Genomic DNA, 20,422 nt, shown 5'->3' on the forward strand with positions numbered 1-20,422 from the left:
TAGGTATCATTACAGGTGAAAGGAATGTATCATTTGAAAGAGGTTGATCAGGAAGAAGTTCAAAAAATCCTAACTCGTCTAAAGACTGTACGGGGACATATCTCAGGTGTAGAGCGCATGATAGAGGAAGAGAAAAGTTGTGAAGATATCCTTTTGCAACTTGTTGCCATTCGCTCAGCAGTTCATAAGACATCTGTGATTATAGCTCAACGTTATGCCAGTTCCTGTCTTTTAGATGCCATTGACTCCGGAGAGGATCGGCAAGAGGTTCTGAATAATGCTATCGAAACACTTATGAAACTTAACCAGTAAAACATTCGGACATTAGCCGTCACTCTTTTTTAAGGAGGGCGGTTTTTTAGTTTTATTATTTACGACCCCACTCCTTGTAAGTAGGTGTTCCTCGTTCTGTTTCTGTGGGGGAAGAGATAAAAGTTAATTCTAAATAAATATTTTATTTTAAAGCCGAAATTTAATTGCTTTATTCAGGAAATTTGATATACTTTAATTGAGCATATGCCCAAAAGGAGCTGATTTGATGCCAAGGCGACGTTGTTGTGGCCTAATCGACGATGCACTAGTCTGCCAGACTTTCATTCCACTGGGACAATCTTGTTTAGAAGAAATAAATATTAACCTAGAGGAGTTAGAAGCCATTCGTCTTAAAGACAAGGTGGGTTTGGATCAAATTGAGTGTGCAGCGTCTATGGGGGTTTCCAGAGCTACGTTTCAGCGAATTTTAGGAGCGGCTAGGTCGAAAATTGCTTCTGCATTAGTTGAAGGGCGACCTATAATTATTCGAGGTGGTCACTATTTGATGAAAAATCGTGTGTTTGAGTGTATTGGATGCGGAAATGTATGGGAAGCAGAACCCTGTGCAACTGGTGGGAAACATGGCTATGAAATTGCATGCCCTAAATGCGGGAGTATGAAAAAAGTAAAACTTGGGCACAGCAAAGGTGACTGTTGTGGGAATTCGTCTGAAGGTTAATAGAACATGTAACAGCAACATATTCATTTAGTTCTTTTTCCTCAGACTAACTAAAAAGATACATTATGATGATATGGAGGGTATAATATGTCTAAAAAAATCGCAATTCCAACAAATGGTGATGAACTAGACCCACATTTTGGACGAGCTGCAGGATTTACTGTCTTTGAGATTGAGGGAAATGAAGCTCGTTTTGTAGAATTACTAAGTTCTACGGGTCTCCAACATCAGCATGCCGGACTCGCCAATATGTTTAAAAGCAAAGGGGTAGAAGTCCTAGTATGCGGTGGTATTGGCGGAGGTATGATTAATGGTCTGAATGCTGTAGGCCTTGAAGTTGTTTCTGGAGCATCCGGGAAAGTGGCAGATGTTGCAAACCGATATGCATTAGGTAAGATCATAAGTACGGGTTCAGTTTGTTCACACGATCATGGAGATGGTCACCATCACGATCATCACTAAGCAAGTTTTACGGCGATACTAGGAGTAAGGGCTCGACAAAAGGATAACCTTGACAAATGAAGATTTTGGGGAGTAAGATAATTTTTGGTTACATTTATCTAATAAGAATAATTTAGTAATAATATTGGAGGTAGTAAAGTGAGCGAATCATGTAATAGCTGTGCTGCAGCTGGTTCATGCAACACAGAAACTTGTTCTAGTGCGCCCCAATTAACTAAGGCTCAGAAAGCCAGCAACGTTAAGAAAGTAATTGCGGTTATGAGTGGTAAAGGTGGAGTTGGTAAATCTTCCGTAACCAGTATGTTAGCAGTAAGCCTGATGCGTCAAGGATTTAAAGTTGGAATTCTAGACTCGGACATAACTGGACCAAGCATTCCAAAGATTTTCGGAATTAAGGAACGGGCTGGCGCAAGCCAAGGTGGGATTATTGCACCAACCAGTCGTGGCGGGATCAAGGTCATGTCTCTCAACCTTATGATTGAAAACGAAGATGATCCTGTAATTTTGAGAGGGCCACTGATCACTCAAGTTGTTAATCAGTTCTGGAAGGATGTTATTTGGGGAGAATTAGACTATCTTTTGATTGATATGCCTCCTGGTACAGGCGATGTGGCAATCACATTATTCCAATCTCTACCGATTAATGGTGTTGTGATGGTAACAAGTCCTCAAGCTTTAGCTAATATGGTAGTACGGAAAGCTATTAAAATGGTTAGAAATTATGAACCTCCCATTTATGGGCTGGTAGAAAATATGGCTTATGTGCAATGTCCGGATTGTAGCAAAAAGATAGAGGTATTTGGAAAACCTCAAGGAGAGGAAGAAGCAAAGCGTACCGCTATTCCTTTCTTGGGCTCCTTGCCACTGGATCCGGCGCTAGCAACATTATCAGATGATGGTAAAATTGAAGACTACCAGTCTGCTGACTTTGATCAAATTGCTCGTAGCTTAGCTGAACAAATTAAATTATCAAGTGATAAGAATCTAGCCTAATTGAACGATTAACAAGGGATTGTAGCAACTATCTAGTTGTTACAATCCCTTTTGTTAGAAAAGCTTCCTGCATCCATTTGTGTATTTTAAGGTAAATTTGACATTCGTAGAACTAGTTCAGACTTTACTTTTTCGATAGAACTTTTAAGAGACTGAATTTCAGCTTCATACTTTTTCACTGTATGTCCCGGTAGATGTAATCCGGTTTGCTTTAGGACGAAACTACGTTCTTCCTCTAATTCTTCTAGCTCATCTAACAATAGTTGTAACTTTTTATTCAAATCTTGGTAGCTTAATTCGGAAATATTCATAAAACAAATCCCCCCCCTTTGCCTTAATTATCTGATTATATTACAATTTAGTAATTATTTATGTCGGATTTGTGACTGATTGGTCAGAACTTTTTCTTGGGGTTGACAAATGAGAATGAGGCGAATATATTGGAATTATGTACCGTACCGGGGTATATAGGGGTTGTCGCTAAATTTGACTAAACAGGAGAGGAGTCAGAGCCATGGCTGCATTTATTTTAGAAAGGCTTTGCCTGGGATGCAAACGTTGTGTCAACGCCTGTCCCGTTGAAGCGATCACAATGTTTTCGCACCTTGCGGTTGTAGATCCAAGGGTTTGCATTGAATGTGAAGCTTGTATGGATTCTTGTATGCATGGTGCAATTACTTTTAGAGCGTAAGAGGAGTTGAAGAACAATGGATGCGAAGGAAGACCTGCAAACAAAACTTGACCATGTGGAGGAAAAACTGGCAGATTTAAAAGCACGCTGGCCTTATCATTCCGTGCAGCCAAAGCTGGTAGCAGAGCGAGAGGATTTAGAAGAGGAACGAGAGCAGTTGCTACGTATGCTAAAAAATTATACCAAATGAGATACATGAATCGCCCTAAATAAGTTAAGTCTATTTAGCCTTCAGCAATGGAGGCTGATTTTTATATCCATTTGGCCAACTAGAGCTTCAGTATAAAGTACTACCTGAGATTTGGGAATTAATTGGAATGGTATAAAGGGAAATGTAATTATTTGTTGAATTAGATTAAAATAATTGATTGAAATGACATAGTGCTTAGGAAGATTTGTGGAGGATAATTTGAAGTATCTAATTATTAGTTCAATATGGTCTGGGTTCGGGATTATCCATAGTGCTCTTATTAGTTTGCAATTTACTAATTGGGCAAAGAGAGTAATGGGAAGATATTTTGCTTTTTACAGATTAGGATATAATCTACTATCCATTTCATTATTCCTTGTTCTGTTTTCAATCACAAAATCCCTTGATTCCGATTTGATTCTTAACTTTATTCCGCCGTGGACGATTCTACAACTAATCTTACTTATAACTTCAAGTGTCATGATAATCTGGGCTTTCCTGAGCTACGATGCCTTAGAGTTTGTCGGTATTCGTCAGATTATGAACATTAATACTAAAATGAATTCTGCTCGACCACAGAAGATTACTAAAAAGGGCTTGTTAGGGATAGTTCGCCATCCGATGTATTTGGCAACGATAGTATTCATGTGGAGCCTAGACTCGACAAGGGCGGATGTACTCGTTCATTTGATCCTCACTATCTATATACTTATTGGAATTTGGTTAGAAGAAAGGAAACTAATCAGGGAATTTGGTTTTGCGTACATCGAATATCAAAGGGACGTACCGGCGTTGGTTCCGTTCCTAAAGAAATGGAAATAGAGATATTAAATGGAGGTAAAAGATGATAGTTCTAGATGGTCTGATTATATTTATATCAGGGTACCTATCGAAAACCCCTCTAAAACTTTTAAATCATATATTGATCCTCTCTCTACTACCCTTGGCAAGTATGGTGATAATGATTAACCAGATACAAACTGTCAATCTTGATTTTTACCATTACATAGCTCTGATCGTCTTGACAGCGGCGGCTTTCTTAAGCGTATGGGTTTTTCCGGCGTTAAATGGGGATTACAAAAAAGTTGCCTTTTCCATGAACTTTGTGACTGGAATTGTAGTGCTAATTTCAATGTTTCTCTTTGCTTTGGTTGAAGTGTTGCCACAGGATATACTTGAGTCTTGCTTAAGTTCCTTAATCGCAAAAAGAAATACCTATGATATATGGAGCAGACCGTCTTACCAACTGGCACACTTCGTTATCATGGCAGGATCATTTCCGTATATTGCGTCGTTTATAATAAGTAAAATGATATTGAGTTTAAGAGCTATCAAAGGTGATGATAACCCGCAGAGGCGATTTCTTAAGTCATTATGAGGATCATTGCTTAAATAATAATTGGAAAGTGAGAATTGAATGAGAACTCTAAAAATATATCAGGTTGATTCATTTACTAACGAAAAATTTAAAGGTAATCCTGCCGGAGTAGTTCTGAATGCCGATGAGCTAACAGATCAAGAAATGTTGCATATTGCTCGAGAATTAAATAATTCAGAAACGGCATTTATCTTAAAACCCGATGGGACGGATCATGAGGTGAGATTAAGATATTTCACACCAAAAACTGAGGTGCCGGTGTGCGGACATGCCACTGTTGCAGCGCACTATGTTCGGGCAATAGTACATAACCTAAGCTCTTCAACCGTAATCCAGAAGATTGGAATTGGGGTTTTGCCTGTTGAAATCTTTAAAGAGGGTAATGACTATTCCATTATGATGACTCAAGGCAAAGTTGAGTTCTATCCACAACTTGCTGTAAAGAATCGAGAGGATATTGTTAATGCCCTAGGATTAAGAGAAGATGAACTAGATCAACGATGTCCAATTCAAATCGTCTCAACAGGGCATTCCAAAGTTATGATTGGAATTAAAAGCAGACTAAGATTGAACGAGTTGACTCCAAATTTGTTAGCATTAGCTCAAATTAGCAAAATGATTAATTGCAACGGCTTTTTTGTTTTCACCTTAGATACAGAAAGCAAAGATATTTTAACTCATGGAAGAATGTTTGCCCCAGCTATTGGTATTAACGAAGATCCGGTGACAGGAAACGCTAACGGTCCTCTTGGAGCGTATTTAGTTAAACATGGCTTGGTTAACCATAATAACTTAAGCTTTTCTTTCACGGGTGAGCAAGGGTACGCAATAGGACGAAGCGGTCTGGTAAAGGTGACGGTTCGCTTACAGAGAGGCGAGCCGGAACAAGTCAAAATTGGCGGGGAAGCGGTTATTGTCTTTAAAACAGAAATTGAAATTTAAATAGACACTATCAGGTTATTAGGACGAATCCTATTCAGAAGACAATTCCTTTAAGATCGATGTAAATAATTTATAGTGCACATCATAGTTTGTTGAAAGTGAGGGAGAATAAATGTCTGTAGGGAAAGGGAGGATTTTGGCAATCATCTTTGGTACGGTAATTTATTTAGCTTTCTTTTTTCATGGAATATTGAATTATCCTATGTCCTGGGTAGTAAAAGTCTTTTTAAAAGCACCTTTACTTGGAGTGGCTATTGCAGTTATGATTTGGCTGATCTTTCCTAACCGGAAAACGAAGAGCATCTCAAACGATCAAGTAATCTCAGGAATTCTGTTTTGGGCGGATATACTCTTACCGATTCTTATCGGTTTGATTGCATTGTGGTATGTCGTTAATGGCGACTATACTGAAATTGATTGGTTGATATTTGCATTAAGCTTTTATATAGGCTTAAATGGATGGGAACTAGTTAGAGGAAAAAGTGAATGTAATGATAATTAATCTTAAGATTAAGCTTAGATAAAAAAAGAACTAAGAACTAAGGGAAGGGCGACGGTCTTAGCAATTAGTTCTTAGTTCCTTATTACTTACAATGCTTTCCTTTCTCTTCCCACCAGCCAAAGGCCACTATTGCCGAAAATGTCATTGGCACCGATCCCGGGGAGGTTAGCAAAAGTACTAAATTACCTCCGGAGGGGAAGATTAACTTTCCGTCCTCTTCACTGACAAGGGTTGCGCCAGAAGAAACTATTCGATCAAAGACATTAATACCGCCAACTGGAACTCCAGTGACATTTTGGTTGAACTGCACACCCACTTTTGGTACCGGATGTGGGATTAATTAACCAACAAGTACTATAGTAGATTTCATCTCAACGATAGAGATGAAATAAGGATAGACCCCCATTTAGGAGCAAAGGTTAATCAAGAAAGGGAGTATTATCAATGGCAGGAAAGTCTGCACTTTTATTGGGGGCAAGTGGGCTAGTTGGCGGAGAATTACTCAATTGCTTGTTAAGTGCTCCGGAATACGAAAAGGTTCAGATACTCGTCCGAAAACCCCTGGGTTTCAAACATCTGAAGCTTGAAGAGCATGTAATTGAATTTGAAAATTTGGCTCAGCATAAAGAGTGCTTTAAGGTGGACGATGTGTTTTGTTGTCTAGGAACGACCATAAAGAAAGCGGGAAATCGGAAAGACTTTAAAAAAGTAGATGTTGAGTATCCGCTGGAAATAAGCAAGCTTGCAAAGGAATTTGGAGCAGTTAAGTTTCTCGTTGTCAGTTCAATGGGAGCAGACCTCCATTCCAAAGTTTTCTATTCACGTATGAAAGGGCTTCTTGAAGAAAATCTGAAAGAGATAGGATTTGATTCATTACATATATTCAGACCCTCGTTGTTGCTTGGAGATAGAAAGGAGGTTAGATTGGGTGAATCGGCAGCAGAAGTTTTAGCAAAAGGAATTTCATTTGCCTTTGTAGGCAGGCTGAAAAAGTATAAACCTATTGAAGCTAAAACAGTTGCCTTAGGAATGTATAAGGCTGCTCAAGGGAAAGAAACTGGTATTTATACCTATCGATCGGATGCAATAAAAGAAATATCTTTGATATAAATATGGAGGGGTGGATATGGCAAAAAAGTCTTTCAACGAGAAACTTAATAGTTCCGGAGACTTGCCCAAGATCGAATTCATAGGTATTGATAATAAGATGGCTAAGGGTTTTGGATGCGGAAACATGCTTATCGCAGCTCCGAAGGAATATGACGAGGTAATGAAAAGAATCCCGGAGGGGAAGGTTATTACTTCCGATGGAATTAGAAACTACTTAGCTCTGAAGCATGAGGCTGACTATACTTGTCATCTTACTGCAGGAATTTTCATTAACATTGCAGCAAATGCCTCACAAGAACGCGAAGCTTTGGGAAGCAAGGATATAACTCCTTACTGGCGTACCTTGAAAAAAGGTGGGGAATTAAATGACAAGTACCCCGGGGGAATTGACCAGCAGAAAATGTTGTTAGAGATGGAAGGGCATGAGGTAATCAAGAAAGGCAAGCGCTGCTTTGTAAAAGATTTTGAGAAAGCCCTGTTTAAGTTTTCATAACATAGGACATTTTCAATATCATCTTTGTTTTACGGTGATTTTTAGCTTGTAATTGGAGGAGCCTTGATGAACATTATAACAATCAGCCAAGAAAATCTTGACAAGGAACATATCTGCTGTGCCATTTCGAATAATACAGATTCTCAGGTTTCTTCAAAGAAAGCATGGATGGCAGATCGTTTCGCAGAGGGTCTTGTATTTAAAAAAGGTGATGTTAGAGGAAAAGTCTTTATTGAATATATCCCTGCTGAAAAGGCCTGGTGCCCTATAGAAGCGCCGGGGTATATGTTCATTAACTGCCTTTGGGTTTCAGGTCAATTCAAAGGTCAAGGGATAGCTAATAAGCTTATAACTGAATGTATAAACGATAGTGAAACCAAGGGGAAGAAAGGACTGGTTGCTCTTTCGTCGAAAAAGAAAATGCCTTTTTTATCAGACCCGAAATATTTAAGGCATAAAGGGTTTTTGTTAGCTGACACAGCTCAACCGTATTACGAGCTTATGTATCTTCCTTTTGAAGAGAAGTATGAAAATCCATGCTTTAAGTCATGTGCAAAGAGCGCCAAAATTGAAGAACAGGGATTTGTACTGTTTTATAGTAATCAATGTCCTTTTACAGAAAAGTATGTTGGGTTGATTGTGGAGATAGCAGAAAGAAAAGGGATTGGCTTTCGAGTAATTAAGCATGAAAACACTGAACAGGCCCGGAATGCACCGGCACCATTTACAACCTATAGCTTATTCTACAATGGTAACTTTGTTACCAATGAAATCCTTTCAGATAAAAAGTTCGAAAGGATATTGTCAAATCTGGGGGTAATATGATTATTCGAAAACTAAAGGATACTGATATAGAAGAACTGACTGAGATTTGGTACAAGGCCAGCATTATCGCTCATAACTTTATTCCTAAGGAAATGTGGGAATCCCATAAAGATGAGTTGCGATATAAATATCTGCCCCAGGCGGAAACATATGTTGCTGAGGAAAATAATCATTTACTGGGATTTATTTCGTTACTTGAAAACTATATTGGTGGCTTATTTGTTGTACCAGACAAACAGGGTAAAGGAATCGGTAAAAGTTTACTTGAGCAGGCAAAGAAAATGAGAAGGCAACTGTATGTAGGAGTGTATAGTAAAAATATCAATGCTCGGAAATTTTATATTAATAATGGATTTAAAACTGTAAGTCAAGAAGTTCAAGAGGAAACAGGCGAAATGGTAATAAATATGGTAATAGAACAATAGACCCCGGCTCAAAAGAATGATTAAAGCTACCACCTGAGGTGGTAGCTTTAATATAAACTATTATTACTTATATTCTAAGATTGCACCTCTATTACCTGAGGTTACTAAAGCGGCATATCTTGCCAGGTATCCACTGGTAATTCTGGGCTTTCTCGGCTTCCAAGCTGCTCTGCGTTTTTCAAGTTCTGCGTCGCTAATGGCGAAATTAATAGTGTTAGCCATAATGTCAATTTGAATAATATCGCCCTCTTCGAGTAAGGCAATGTTACCTCCAACTGCTGCTTCAGGAGAAACATGACCGATAGCCGCTCCCCTGGTTGCACCACTAAAGCGTCCATCAGTAATTAGAGCGACACTTTCACCCAGGCCACGTCCCATGATTGCCGAAGTAGGATTTAACATTTCCCTCATGCCTGGGCCACCTTTTGGACCTTCATAGCGGATTACGACAACATCTCCAGGGACAATTTTCCCCGAATTGATAGCTTCCATAGCATCTTCTTCGCAGTCGAATACTCTTGCCGGGCCTTGATGCTTAAGCATTTCTGGGGCTACTGCCGATCGCTTGACGACGCAGGAATCAGGGGCTAAGTTTCCTTTCAAGACAGCAATCCCACCCGTTTTACTATATGGGTTTTCTACTGGTCTGATAATCTCAGGGTTTTTATTGACACAGCCGGCGATGTTTTCTCCCACAGTTTTACCTGAACAGGTAAGCAAATCCGTATTTACCAAACCTAGTTTATTCAATTCATTCATGACTGCGTAGATACCGCCTGCTTCGTCGAGCTCTTCAATGAAATTATGCCCTGCCGGCGCCAGATGGCAGAGGTTGGGTGTCTTGTCTGAGATGTCGTTAGCGATATCCAGATTTAATTCTATTCCGCATTCGTGAGCAATGGCTGGAAGATGCAGCATACTGTTAGTACTGCAGCCCAGAGCCATATCCAAGGTTAAAGCGTTATCGAAAGCTTCCTTAGTCATAATATCTCTTGGTCGAATATTTTTTTTCAGCAGTTCCATGATTTGCATGCCGGCATGCTTAGCCAGTTGAATCCGAGCAGAATAAACTGCCGGGATGGTTCCATTCCCCTTTAACCCCATCCCCAAGACTTCGGTGAGGCAGTTCATACTGTTGGCGGTATACATTCCTGAACAGGAACCACAAGTCGGGCAGCCCTTGTTTTCGTATTCCAGTAGTTTTTCTTTAGTGATTTTTCCTGCTTGAAATTCGGCGACAGCTTCTGAGACATTGGAAAAGCTAATTTTATGACCATCCACTTTCCCGGCAAGCATAGGTCCGCCACTGACGAATATGGTAGGGATATTTAGTCTTGCGGCAGCCATTAATAGTCCGGGAACATTTTTATCACAGTTTGGAACCATTACCAAAGCGTCAAAGGCATGAGCCAATGTCATGGCTTCGGTAGAGTCGGCAATTAATTCTCTTGTAACAAGGGAATATTTCATTCCTTGATGCCCCATGGCAAGCCCATCACAGACGGCAATCGCAGGGAAAACAAGGGGTGTACCGCCAGCCATGGCGACGCCTAATTTAACTGCGTCAACAATTTTATCCAGATTCATATGACCGGGGACAATATCGTTCTTAGAACTAACTATACCGATTAAGGGACGTTCCATTTCTTCGTTGGTTAAACCCAACGCATTTAATAATGCACGGTGTGGCGAAGTTCTGGTTACTGCAGCACTATTCATTATTTAAACACCCTTTCATTCTTGATGTATGATTATATTATAGATTGTATGATGTCCAATGTCTATAACCAAAAAAACAATATACCTAAAACCAAGACATAAGACCTAAGAAAGGCGGATAGTTCAATACTTAATCAGAAATACAGATGGCCAGAGTTTATAATACTAAAGGAAATTCGGGAGTGTTTCAAGAACATAATTGATGGAAGTTTTCCTTAGTTTAATCAATCCGGAGCGAGAGGATTTGAGCATAGTGGAATCAGATTTTTTTCTTAAAGGATTCATTTTGGGATTTTCTATTGCCGCGCCGGTTGGCCCAATAGGCATATTGTGTATAAGACGTACTTTGGAATATGGGAGGATGGCTGGATTTTTGTCTGGACTTGGCGCTGCGACAGCAGATGCTGCTTATGGTATGATAGCAGGGTTGGGATTAACCGTGATCACAAGCTTTCTAATAGGGCACCAAGCTTGGCTGAGGATAGTTGGGGGGATCTTTTTATGCTATCTCGGAATTCGAACGTTTATTAAAAGACCGGCTGAAAATCCAACTTTAGTCAATAATTATGGTTTATTAGGCAATTACCTTTCAACATTCTTACTTACGCTTACCAATCCCATGACCATTATTGCATTTGTGGGTGTTTTTGCTGGATTAGGTCTCGGGACGAATAAATCAAGTTATCTATCTTCGTTTAGCTTAGTATTGGGAGTGTTTCTCGGGTCGGGTTCGTGGTGGATGCTCTTAAGTTTTACGATAAACATATTTCGGAAACGATTTAGTGACTCCAGATTATTATGGGTCAATCGGGTATCAGGGTTAATCATTATTGTTTTTGGTCTAATAGCACTAATGACTTGGGAATAAAGACATTGAATTCTTTCAACAAGGCATAATTCCAGCGTTGAGCAAGAGTTTATTGCTGTGACCACTATTTATTCCTAAGTTTTAAGAGGGGAGGTTTTAGTCTGATTGTTCGTGAAATGATTACTGATGATATTCCACAGTTAGCACGGTTATATAAACAGTTTTGGAATGAAGAATCATGCATTGAAAAGATGTATGAAGGGCTTAGGAAAATACAAAAAAGTGGTTCCCACATTATGCTTAGTGCAGTTGAAGGCAATCAGTTAATGGGTTCTGTAATGGGGGTAATCTGTGGGGAGTTATATGGAGAATGCCGGCCCTTTTTGGTGTTGGAAAATATGATTGTTGACGAGTGTTGTAGAAATAATGGAGTTGGCAAACTACTAATTGCAGAGTTAGAAAAAAAGGGCATTGAAAAGAACTGTTCTCAGATAATTCTAGTAACTGAGCGTAACAGGATTGATGCCTGTAAATTTTACGAATCTGCAGGATATGATCCTAATACTCATATGGGTTATAAAAAGAAACTAACTCATCCTGACAATTAGAGAATTAATTGAGTCTGGATTGTTAAAAATTATGGTAGAATATTGGATGACTGAATGATTCTTTACGTCAGTTATCCATAAAGGAATGGCAAGTGTTAGGAGATTGAAGGGAGACGACTATGAATTTAAAGTATGAACTGAATAAGCAGGATCTAATTGATTTTAATATTTTCCATATTACCTATTCTAAATTATCTCGGAGGTCGTTTTATTTACAACGGTATATTCTCTCATTATCCTTTTTGATTTTACCCTTTATTCTGAGAAACTTTAGTACTATACCCTTTGAGTATTGGCTAACTGTCTGTATATTGTTGTATTTATATTGGGTTGCATTTTACCCTAAACGGATAAGGAAGATTGTCACAAGGAAAATCTCAAGGATGCTGGAACAAGGTAAAAACCAAAGTGTAATAGGAAGACACGACTTAACCCTGTCGAACACGGGGATCGTGGATCTAAGTGAGAACAGTGAAGCTAAGACTCAGTATAATGAAATACATGATATTGTTGAAGACAAAGAACATATTTATGTATATGTAAATGCCAATTCAGCACATATTATTCCGAATAGAATTTTTGAAAACTTGGATAAAAAGAATGAGATATTGGCACTGTTAAAACAAAAGGGGAAATCAAACAACTAAATTATTCTTGAGGAGACGATCTATGAGATTATTTATCGGGGTTGATTTGCCTGTTCACCTTAAAGAAGCCCTTGTTGAATTTCAGTCTGAGCTAAGAGCTCGTGGAGTTAGCGGGTTCTTCAAATCCCAGGATAACTTTCATATTACCTTAGAATTTTTAGGGGAAATAGACCCGAACAAGGTTATAACACTGTCAGAAATAATCTCTCAGGTTGCCAGGGATTGTAAGCCTTTTGACTTAAATATTACTGGCTTAGGGGCATTCCCGTCTTTTAAGAGGCCTCATACCTTATGGACAGCGGTCAATGGAGATTTAGATGAACTTCATAAAGTAAGGGATTACCTGCATGTCCAGCTAAAGGATAAGGGGTTTCGAGTAGAAGAACGCCAATTTAAACCCCATATAACTTTGGCATCAAGACCTAATTGTAACAACGCTGCAATGCAAGACGCTTTGGCAAAAAAAATTGGTGATTTTTTGGTATCTGAAATTGTTCTGTTTGAGAGTAAGGCTATCCGCGGGAAGAGAGTCTATACAGATGTATTTAAAGCACGATTAGAAACTTAATCGTGCTTTAACATAATCTTGCTTTGTCATAACACCTGACCATTTCTCGATAATAATTGGCCAGAATATGTATTCTCTATTATCCCATCATTTAAGGCTACTCTGCCGTTAACAATTGTATACTTAACCCCTTTGCATACTGTCAAGGGGGTTTTATAGTTGATTTCATTATCGGTAGGATAATTATAATTATTCATATCAATAATTGTAATATCAGCGACTTTTCCCTGGCTGAGTGTCCCTCTGTTACTTAAACGAAAATGTTCTGCCGGCAAAGAGGTAATCCTGCGAATAATCTCCTCAAGTTTGATACCACTTTCTCGGCACAAATTAATAAAAATAGGAAAGGCACCCTTTCGATACAGTTCGTACCAGGCAAAGGGATCGTCTATTTCCCCATTTACCTTATCTGAGCCCACCATCAAATACGGGTTGTGGGCTATATTATGGGTATAAGGTGTACCGGGAAAATCCTTTCGAATAAGTCCGCCCTGACAGAAGGTAATTTCTTTACGGTCATTATCTAATAGTTCTAGGATGAGCTCATCGACACTGATCATACGTTCTAAAGAAATTTCTTTTAACGTTCGATTTTCCAGGTCGGGGACGCCGGTGTTAACAATGGTTAGATTCTCCTTAGAGTATAATCTTTTTACTAACTTTCGTTTTTCTTCAAAGGTTAGCAACTCTTTTGTTGTTAAATACTGGAACAATCTATCCTTACGTCGAAAATGTCCGCTGCTTTTGGGGATAGTATCGACAGCTATCTCTAATCCATTTTTCCGGGCTTTTAATATCTCATCGAATCCTTCCGGACAATTGGGGGTTAGATGGGATACCTGTACCCGTATGCCTGTAGCGGTACCAATTTGGATGGCTTCTTTTACCGCTTCTAGGGTACCTAAATAGCTTCGGATATGAGAAGTATATATACCATCGTATTTTTGCACTACTTTAGCAGATTTGATGATTTCGTGAGTATCCGCATATTTACTCGGGCTATAGGTTAGACCCGTCGATAGTCCTAATGCCCCTTGCTCCATACCCTCTTCAAGTAAATTGACAATCTTAGTTTCTTCAATGTTGGTCGGTTTCCTGTTTTTTGCATCTCCCATAATACTCCATCTTATAGTGCCATGTCCTAGGAGAAACCCCATGTTCAAATTGGAACCCTTGTTCTTGACAACATCTATATAGCCGGCAAAGTTTGTCCATGAAGGAACGCTGAGCTTATTTCGTTCTTTTGTTTGATGGGAAATGAGCCCTTTTTTTACCATGTAGCTATAAATATTATCAGCAGAATAGGGAGTTATAGAGTGGCCGCAGTTACCGTTAATTATGGTAGTAACTCCTTGACGCAAATACTCTTCGAATATACTCCTTTGTAAAACTGTAAGCTCCTCATGGACGTGAGGATCAATGAATCCTGGACAGACGGTTAAGCCGGCAGCGTTAATAATTCTATCGGCTTGGCAATTTATAAGGGGGGAGATAGCAATGATTTTCCCTTTATTGACAGCCAGATCGCCATTATATGCAGACCTTCCTGTACCATCAATTATTGTTCCATTAGTTATTAAAAGATCACATTTCATGCCATAATCATCGATATTCTTAACATCAATTTTATTACTCCTCAGTTTTATGCTGACATAAATCCTGGGTGTATTATATTATTCTGAACAATTACCGTCAAACTGGGTTTAGGGAAAATGCAATCCCTCACAAACCTTAACGAGTTCAAAATATCTCTTTGAGTTTATATGTATTGGCATAATTCGGGGAACACTATGCCATGACATATTGTAACGCAAAAAGGAGGATGTTTTGATGTCTGAAGAACTGAATGGTTTAAAAGATCACTATGAATTAGCAATTATCGGTTGTGGACCTGCTGGTTTATCTGCAGCTCTTAATGCCAAGATTCGTAATCGAGATTTTGTTTTACTAGGTTCGGAAGTATGTAGTCCCAAACTCGCTAAAGCCCCACAAGTTGACAACTGGCTTGGAACCCCAGAAATAGGGGGAGAGGAACTTCGCCAGCGCTTCCTGGATCACGTAATGGAAAAAGACATTCCCATTAAGTATTTTAAAGTGACAAATATTTATCCCGGGCCGCCCTATACGCTTATGGGTAAAGATCAATCTTTTGAGGCTGATTCTGTAATTATTGCCACAGGGGTTTCCGCTGAAAAGCTATTTCCGGGAGAAGCTGAATTATTAGGCCGTGGGGTAGGATATTGTGCTACTTGTGATGGACCTCTTTATAAAGATAAACAAGTTGCTATTATTTCATATAATCAAGAAGGGGAAGATGAAGCAAATTATATGGTAAATATTTGTTCGAAAGTTTACTATATCCCCTATTACACTGACATTGTTAAAGTTGACTCCCGAGTTGAGATTAAAAAAGGTAAGGTTAAAGAAATAATTGGGAATCAAAAAGTGGAAAAGCTTGACCTTGGAAATGAACAATTAGAGGTTGAGGGCGTCTTTATCTTACGCGATACCTTACCGGCTGAACAACTAATCTCTGGCCTTGAAATGGAGGACTCGGCGATTAAGGTTAATCATAAACTGGAGACAAGTATGCCGGGTTTATTTGCAGCAGGAGACTGTACAGGGCAGCCCTATCAATTGATTAAGGCAGCCGGAGAAGGAGGAACGGCTGCTTTGCAGGCAGTTAAATACTTAGACAGCTTAAAATCTACGAATCCTATTGATCAAACCTCTAATGAGGTTGTACCAATTCACTAATCGATTAAAGCCGTTGGATGCTGATGATGCAAAACAGCGGCTTTAGTCATTTCAATAACTATTTAGGACTTTTGAATATTGACCAAATTGGCCAGCTTAGAATATCTTTATTTTTTAATAAGTTGAGAGGAGAGTTATTACGGTTTTCTGTGAATACCCCCAGTAGGGTCTGAGCAATTGTTGAGAAGTTTGGCAGAAGAGGAGGTAGTTCGGAATTTGTTGAACTGTTTTCCCTTTCTTTTGACTCCAAGGGTCGAATGATGAGTTCCGGTATTTTTTGCTCTGTGTTTGAAGAGTCTTCTTTTACCAGCGGCTCATAATCAGTACTATCTATCTCCCTATTTTTCTTGAATAGCTTAATTGCATGATAGTCTCTATTCATAGGAATCTTACTCCTTTCTAACGATAACAAAATCCATTATTTACTAATTAGGATATGTAGAATTAGGTCCGATTGTTTATACAATCAGCAAATATGGTTTGTAACTGTTTTTCCGACGCAAAAAGGGCCGATGTCAGCGAACTCTATCGTTGACATCGGCCTCAAGTATGCAAATGATGATTGGCACTTAAAGGGTGAAAAGGATAACTCCTATAAGGAAAAGAATAAATCCCACGATGGTAGTAACTGCACCGGATGTTGGAGAACCAATGAGAAAGAGACCAATTCCGGCAATAAATGCGCCTATTAACATACTTATTACATCATTAGAGCAGGGTTTAACACAGGCCCTTTCATCTGAGATAACTAAATCTGACATTTCATGTCCCCCTATATCTTCTTGACTGCCTATAGGCTGGTCTTACTATAAGTTATGAGGGAATAGTACAAGTTGTTACCTAGATTAGGGAAGTGAATGCCCCGCTGGTATCGATATTCAGAACCAAAGCCGTGGCGTTTATTCCATGCCGCTCTAACACCTTCGTCATACTTAAAGGGACATCTTTTTCGAGGTTATCCGGGATTAAGGCCAACAGCGTGGGGCCGGATCCACTTAAGGCAGAGCCATAGGCACCTGTTTCGAGAGCTGCTTCAAGTGTTTCCAGTAATCCGGGAATCAGAGCAGCGCGTTGATTTTGGTGAAGTGTATCACGCATACCTTCTTTTAAGAGCGAGTAGTTTCCTCTAATAAAAGCTTCAGTAAGCAAGGAGACGTGGGAAATGTTAAAAACGGCATCTTTACGATGTACTTGATCTGGTAAGATCCCACGCGCCTTTTTGGTGTTTAGGTGCATATTGGGGATAGTCACAACTGCTTTAAAGTTAGGAGACTGAGTTAAAATTCTTGGAAGTACTCCGTTTTCAGTAGAAACTGATAAAGTAACACCACCATATAAAGCTGGAGTAACATTGTCGGGGTGCCCTTCAAGGGCGTTGGCTACCTGAAGAAGCTCTAATTTTGTGAAGGGGGATCCGGCTAAAGTGTTGGCGGTTACCAGTCCTCCGACAATGGCAGCTGAACTACTTCCTAAGCCTCTGGCAGGAGGAATGAAGTTTTCAAAGGTTAAGTCGAGATTAGGGATAGGGTAATTGATAAGATCCCAAAAATGGCACATTGTTTTCCAGACCAGGTTAGTATCATCCGTTGGAATGCCCTCTTTGTAAGAGCCTGACAAAGTAATTCGAAAAGGTCGGTTGGTTTCTACTGTAATCCTATTGTATAACTGAAGGGCCATGCCCAAACAATCAAATCCAGGTCCGAGATTGGCAGAAGTGGCGGGTATCTTAACTTGGAACATCATATTCCTCCCTTATAAAGAATTGGGATATTATGATTCTGGATAATCTTTTTCAAAACGGATAACGTTATCAATGCTAAGGACTTTGCTGTAGGCCTTAACAGAATCGAGGGCCTCCTGGAGTGCACCTTCACGGCAAGGGTGAGTTACTAGGACTATTTCTGCCTGATCCTTACCTCGTTGTTTTTGGATAATGGAAGCAAAACTAATGTTCGCTTCAGCAAAAAGTAAAGCCAGAGTTGCCAAGACACGAGGTTCGTCTTTGACAAGCAGACGTATATAAAAGGCGGTATAAAAGTCTGACGAGGATTTGAGGGGTAAGTCAAGGTAACAAGTACAATTGATTGAAGACATGGAATTCGATTTGAGATTGCGGGCAATGCGCATAATATCCGAGACGATTGCACTCCCAGTAGGCAATGAACCTGCACCGCGTCCATAAAACATAGTTTCTCCAACAGCGTCTCCAACCACATAAATAGCGTTAAAAACACCATTTACTGAAGCAAGGGGATGGGTGAGAGGCAATATAGCCGGGTGAACGCGAACTTCAATTCCTTCATCTTGATGTTTAGCTACAGCTAAAAGCTTAATTGTGCACCCCAGCTCTGCAGCGTAGGTTAAATCCTCACGGGTGATTTTTGAGATACCTTCTACAAAGACGTCATTAAGTGCAACTCGCGAATTAAATGCTATAGAAGCAAGGATAGCCAGCTTACGTGCAGCATCTAAGCCATCCACATCGGATGAAGGATTGGCTTCGGCATACCCTAGTTGTTGGGCTTCAGCAAGAACTTCCGCATACTCACGTCCCTGTTCAGCCATTGCAGTAAGAATATAGTTGGTGGTTCCATTAATGATACCAAGCAAATGAGTGATTTTATTGGCTGAAAGGGATTCTTTTAGAGCCGCAATAATCGGAATTCCACCTCCGACACTTGCTTCAAAATATAAGTCTTTTCCAGCTTCATTGGCTGCGTCAAGCAATTCGTGACCGTGAACTGCTATAAGATCTTTATTAGCAGTAACGACATTTTTTCCATGTTTCAAAGCATCTAGTATAAAGGTACGAGCAGGCTCGATACCGCCCATTACTTCAACAATAATGTCTATTTCAGGATCATGAAGAACTTCTTCGGGCTGATCTGTCAGCAGAAAATCGCCGCTGACATCTCGCTCACGATGAAGGTCACGGTCAAGGATTGCCTTTATCTGAAGATCGCAATGAGTACGGGTTTGTATATCTTCAGCATTTTGTTGCAATACTTGTACAACACCGCATCCTACAGTGCCTAGACCTAAGATACCTATTTTAATGGACATGATAAGTCACTCCTCTCGAAAATACAAATGTATCTGCATAGTGGACATTATACCTTGGACTATCTAGCTTTGACAAGGAAATTCTATAGGAATTTCCTACAATTCTAAGAAATTAGGGTTGACACTGAGGAATGTATTCTGTATCATATACACAAAGTTCTCGATACAAATGTAATATAACAGGAAGTGTATCTAGGGTTCCGAGGTAAGCTCTCTCTTAAGGGAGAACCTGACTGGTCCGAGCGGTACAGAATCCATAATGGGTTTACACCGTGGGTAGAAAAAACCCAAGCGGAAAGTTCCACGTTGCTAAGGGGACTACGCTTGGGATTTTTAATTTCTTTTACTAACAATAGGAGTGGAGGAGATAAGAATGTTCATTTATTTAAATGGTTCATTTGTTGCTGAAGAAGATGCCAAAGTTTCAGTTTTTGATCATGGCTTTTTATATGGGGACGGCATTTTTGAGGGGATTCGAGCGTATCACGGTCGAGTGTTTAAATTAGAAGAACATTTAAAACGCCTTTATGAATCAGCTAAATCTATTAATCTTACCATCGGGATTAATAAGGAAGATATGGCTGAGGTTGTCCTCGAAACACTCCGTAAAAATGATTTGAAAGATGCCTATATACGCCTGGTCGTTTCACGAGGAAAAGGAGATCTGGGACTCGACCCCAATAATTGTTCTAAAGCCACGATTATCTGTATAGCAGCACAAATCAAGCTTTTTGAGCAAACCATGTACGAGCAAGGGCTAAATGTGAAAACCGTTGCAATAAGAAGGAATAATCCGGATTCTTTAAATCCCAGAATCAAATCCCTTAATTATCTTAATAATGTTTTAGCAAAAATAGAATGTACTCAAGCGGGAGTTATAGAAGCGATTATGCTCACTCAAGACGGTTATGTTGCGGAGGGGACAGCGGATAATATTTTTATCTACCGTAATAATGTTTTACTCACTCCGCCTCTTTCGGCAGGAATACTAGAAGGTATTACCCGAAATACTGTAATACAACTTGCTCAAACCCTAGATATAGAAGTAAAGGAAATGTTGTTTACTCGTCATGATATGTATACTGCTGATGAGTGCTTCCTAACCGGTACAGCTGCTGAATTGATTCCTGTTAGAAATGTCGATGGACGTGAAATTGGGCTTGGGAAACCGGGTTCAATATTTAAACAGCTACTGAAGGAGTTTAGGGCTCTTACCCAGGTGAACGGCCCTGAAATATACAGCATGTAAG

General features: G+C 39.6%; 28 protein-coding genes. 20 read left to right on the forward strand and 8 right to left on the reverse strand.

Going from position 1 to position 20,422, the window contains the following annotated elements; all coding sequences use genetic code 11:
* Positions 1 to 24: 24 nt before the first annotated feature.
* The 4 genes from DP73_RS13490 to DP73_RS13505 all read left to right on the forward strand — a co-directional run bounded on the left by DP73_RS13490 (position 25) and on the right by DP73_RS13505 (position 2,446).
* Positions 25 to 312, forward strand: a complete 288-nt coding sequence (locus DP73_RS13490) for a metal-sensitive transcriptional regulator (RefSeq protein ID WP_242865762.1) — start codon at positions 25 to 27, stop codon at positions 310 to 312.
* A 226-nt stretch (positions 313 to 538) separates the two neighbouring features.
* Positions 539 to 991: a DUF134 domain-containing protein gene (locus DP73_RS13495; RefSeq protein ID WP_014903640.1), complete on the forward strand. Its 453-nt coding sequence runs from the start codon at positions 539 to 541 to the stop codon at positions 989 to 991.
* Between the two features lie 87 nt (positions 992 to 1,078).
* Positions 1,079 to 1,453 (forward strand): NifB/NifX family molybdenum-iron cluster-binding protein, encoded by a 375-nt coding sequence (locus DP73_RS13500; RefSeq protein ID WP_034600189.1) that lies wholly within the window; start codon positions 1,079 to 1,081, stop codon positions 1,451 to 1,453.
* Positions 1,454 to 1,591: 138 nt separating this feature from the next.
* Positions 1,592 to 2,446: an Mrp/NBP35 family ATP-binding protein gene (locus tag DP73_RS13505; RefSeq protein WP_034600191.1), complete on the forward strand. Its 855-nt coding sequence runs from the start codon at positions 1,592 to 1,594 to the stop codon at positions 2,444 to 2,446.
* A gap of 86 nt (positions 2,447 to 2,532) precedes the next feature.
* Here DP73_RS13505 and DP73_RS13510 read toward each other — a convergent pair whose 3' ends face one another.
* On the reverse strand, positions 2,533 to 2,757 hold the full coding sequence (locus tag DP73_RS13510; RefSeq protein WP_034600192.1) for a hypothetical protein: 225 nt from the start codon (positions 2,755 to 2,757) through the stop codon (positions 2,533 to 2,535).
* A gap of 203 nt (positions 2,758 to 2,960) precedes the next feature.
* On the opposite strand from DP73_RS13510, the gene DP73_RS13515 reads away from it, so the two are divergent.
* From DP73_RS13515 to DP73_RS13535, 6 genes are all read left to right on the forward strand, one after another.
* On the forward strand, positions 2,961 to 3,137 hold the full coding sequence (locus tag DP73_RS13515; RefSeq protein WP_034600193.1) for a 4Fe-4S binding protein: 177 nt from the start codon (positions 2,961 to 2,963) through the stop codon (positions 3,135 to 3,137).
* Between the two features lie 16 nt (positions 3,138 to 3,153).
* Complete coding sequence (locus DP73_RS23475; protein ID WP_165574413.1) at positions 3,154 to 3,327, forward strand: hypothetical protein; 174 nt, start codon at positions 3,154 to 3,156, stop codon at positions 3,325 to 3,327.
* A 219-nt stretch (positions 3,328 to 3,546) separates the two neighbouring features.
* Positions 3,547 to 4,149: an NnrU family protein gene (locus DP73_RS13520; protein WP_034600194.1), complete on the forward strand. Its 603-nt coding sequence runs from the start codon at positions 3,547 to 3,549 to the stop codon at positions 4,147 to 4,149.
* 22 nt (positions 4,150 to 4,171) lie between these two features.
* Positions 4,172 to 4,705 (forward strand): hypothetical protein, encoded by a 534-nt coding sequence (locus DP73_RS13525; protein WP_034600195.1) that lies wholly within the window; start codon positions 4,172 to 4,174, stop codon positions 4,703 to 4,705.
* 39 nt (positions 4,706 to 4,744) lie between these two features.
* On the forward strand, positions 4,745 to 5,647 hold the full coding sequence (locus DP73_RS13530) for a PhzF family isomerase (protein WP_034600197.1): 903 nt from the start codon (positions 4,745 to 4,747) through the stop codon (positions 5,645 to 5,647).
* Between the two features lie 112 nt (positions 5,648 to 5,759).
* The gene (locus DP73_RS13535) at positions 5,760 to 6,149 is read left to right on the forward strand and encodes a hypothetical protein (protein WP_034600198.1); all 390 of its coding nucleotides are present in this window, start codon (positions 5,760 to 5,762) and stop codon (positions 6,147 to 6,149) included.
* 82 nt (positions 6,150 to 6,231) lie between these two features.
* On the opposite strand, the gene DP73_RS13540 is transcribed toward DP73_RS13535, so the two are convergent.
* Positions 6,232 to 6,486, reverse strand: coding sequence for a DUF6143 family protein (locus DP73_RS13540; RefSeq protein WP_282432683.1), 255 nt, complete (start codon positions 6,484 to 6,486; stop codon positions 6,232 to 6,234).
* Between the two features lie 107 nt (positions 6,487 to 6,593).
* On the opposite strand from DP73_RS13540, the gene DP73_RS13545 reads away from it, so the two are divergent.
* The 4 genes from DP73_RS13545 (at position 6,594) to DP73_RS13560 (ending at position 9,002) form a co-directional block, all read left to right on the forward strand.
* Positions 6,594 to 7,259 (forward strand): NAD-dependent epimerase/dehydratase family protein, encoded by a 666-nt coding sequence (locus tag DP73_RS13545; protein ID WP_034600199.1) that lies wholly within the window; start codon positions 6,594 to 6,596, stop codon positions 7,257 to 7,259.
* Positions 7,260 to 7,275: 16 nt separating this feature from the next.
* Positions 7,276 to 7,752 (forward strand): MGMT family protein, encoded by a 477-nt coding sequence (locus tag DP73_RS13550; protein ID WP_034600200.1) that lies wholly within the window; start codon positions 7,276 to 7,278, stop codon positions 7,750 to 7,752.
* A 66-nt stretch (positions 7,753 to 7,818) separates the two neighbouring features.
* A complete protein-coding gene (locus DP73_RS13555) occupies positions 7,819 to 8,577 on the forward strand; it encodes a YoaP domain-containing protein (RefSeq protein ID WP_034600202.1) in 759 nt (252 codons plus the stop codon).
* Positions 8,574 to 9,002, forward strand: a complete 429-nt coding sequence (locus DP73_RS13560) for a GNAT family N-acetyltransferase (RefSeq protein WP_034600203.1) — start codon at positions 8,574 to 8,576, stop codon at positions 9,000 to 9,002. The genes DP73_RS13555 and DP73_RS13560 overlap by 4 nt, the downstream gene beginning before the upstream one ends.
* Positions 9,003 to 9,065: 63 nt before the next feature.
* On the opposite strand, the gene ilvD is transcribed toward DP73_RS13560, so the two are convergent.
* On the reverse strand, positions 9,066 to 10,721 hold the full coding sequence (ilvD, locus tag DP73_RS13565; protein WP_034600205.1) for a dihydroxy-acid dehydratase: 1,656 nt from the start codon (positions 10,719 to 10,721) through the stop codon (positions 9,066 to 9,068).
* Positions 10,722 to 10,974: 253 nt separating this feature from the next.
* On the opposite strand from ilvD, the gene DP73_RS13570 reads away from it, so the two are divergent.
* The 4 genes from DP73_RS13570 (at position 10,975) to thpR (ending at position 13,352) form a co-directional block, all read left to right on the forward strand.
* Positions 10,975 to 11,589 carry a LysE family transporter gene (locus tag DP73_RS13570; RefSeq protein ID WP_034600259.1) on the forward strand — a complete coding sequence of 205 codons (615 nt, stop codon included), beginning with the start codon at positions 10,975 to 10,977 and terminating at the stop codon, positions 11,587 to 11,589.
* A 101-nt stretch (positions 11,590 to 11,690) separates the two neighbouring features.
* Positions 11,691 to 12,137, forward strand: coding sequence for a GNAT family N-acetyltransferase (locus DP73_RS13575; RefSeq protein ID WP_034600207.1), 447 nt, complete (start codon positions 11,691 to 11,693; stop codon positions 12,135 to 12,137).
* Positions 12,138 to 12,520: 383 nt separating this feature from the next.
* Positions 12,521 to 12,784, forward strand: a complete 264-nt coding sequence (locus DP73_RS23955; protein WP_242865763.1) for a YcxB family protein — start codon at positions 12,521 to 12,523, stop codon at positions 12,782 to 12,784.
* Between the two features lie 22 nt (positions 12,785 to 12,806).
* Entirely contained in the window at positions 12,807 to 13,352 is a 546-nt protein-coding gene (gene thpR / locus DP73_RS13585) for an RNA 2',3'-cyclic phosphodiesterase (RefSeq protein WP_034600209.1), read from the forward strand.
* Between the two features lie 26 nt (positions 13,353 to 13,378).
* Here the strand turns inward: thpR and DP73_RS13590 are convergent, their stop codons facing one another.
* On the reverse strand, positions 13,379 to 14,947 hold the full coding sequence (locus DP73_RS13590) for an amidohydrolase family protein (RefSeq protein ID WP_034600211.1): 1,569 nt from the start codon (positions 14,945 to 14,947) through the stop codon (positions 13,379 to 13,381).
* A gap of 235 nt (positions 14,948 to 15,182) precedes the next feature.
* Between DP73_RS13590 and DP73_RS13595 the strand changes: the two genes are divergently transcribed.
* A complete protein-coding gene (locus DP73_RS13595; protein WP_034600212.1) occupies positions 15,183 to 16,109 on the forward strand; it encodes an NAD(P)/FAD-dependent oxidoreductase in 927 nt (308 codons plus the stop codon).
* Positions 16,110 to 16,167: 58 nt separating this feature from the next.
* Here DP73_RS13595 and DP73_RS13600 read toward each other — a convergent pair whose 3' ends face one another.
* The 4 genes from DP73_RS13600 to DP73_RS13615 form a co-directional block, all read right to left on the reverse strand.
* On the reverse strand, positions 16,168 to 16,491 hold the full coding sequence (locus tag DP73_RS13600; RefSeq protein ID WP_034600213.1) for a hypothetical protein: 324 nt from the start codon (positions 16,489 to 16,491) through the stop codon (positions 16,168 to 16,170).
* Positions 16,492 to 16,678: 187 nt separating this feature from the next.
* On the reverse strand, positions 16,679 to 16,870 hold the full coding sequence (locus tag DP73_RS13605; RefSeq protein ID WP_034600214.1) for a hypothetical protein: 192 nt from the start codon (positions 16,868 to 16,870) through the stop codon (positions 16,679 to 16,681).
* Positions 16,871 to 16,949: 79 nt separating this feature from the next.
* Positions 16,950 to 17,849 (reverse strand): homoserine kinase, encoded by a 900-nt coding sequence (gene thrB / locus DP73_RS13610; protein ID WP_034600215.1) that lies wholly within the window; start codon positions 17,847 to 17,849, stop codon positions 16,950 to 16,952.
* Positions 17,850 to 17,879: 30 nt separating this feature from the next.
* Positions 17,880 to 19,172, reverse strand: a complete 1,293-nt coding sequence (locus tag DP73_RS13615) for a homoserine dehydrogenase (RefSeq protein WP_034600216.1) — start codon at positions 19,170 to 19,172, stop codon at positions 17,880 to 17,882.
* Between the two features lie 367 nt (positions 19,173 to 19,539).
* Between DP73_RS13615 and ilvE the strand changes: the two genes are divergently transcribed.
* The gene (gene ilvE / locus DP73_RS13620) at positions 19,540 to 20,421 is read left to right on the forward strand and encodes a branched-chain-amino-acid transaminase (RefSeq protein WP_128751415.1); all 882 of its coding nucleotides are present in this window, start codon (positions 19,540 to 19,542) and stop codon (positions 20,419 to 20,421) included.
* Position 20,422 lies beyond the last annotated feature (1 nt).

This window comes from Desulfosporosinus sp. HMP52, assembly GCF_000765145.1.
GTDB lineage: Bacteria > Bacillota > Desulfitobacteriia > Desulfitobacteriales > Desulfitobacteriaceae > Desulfosporosinus.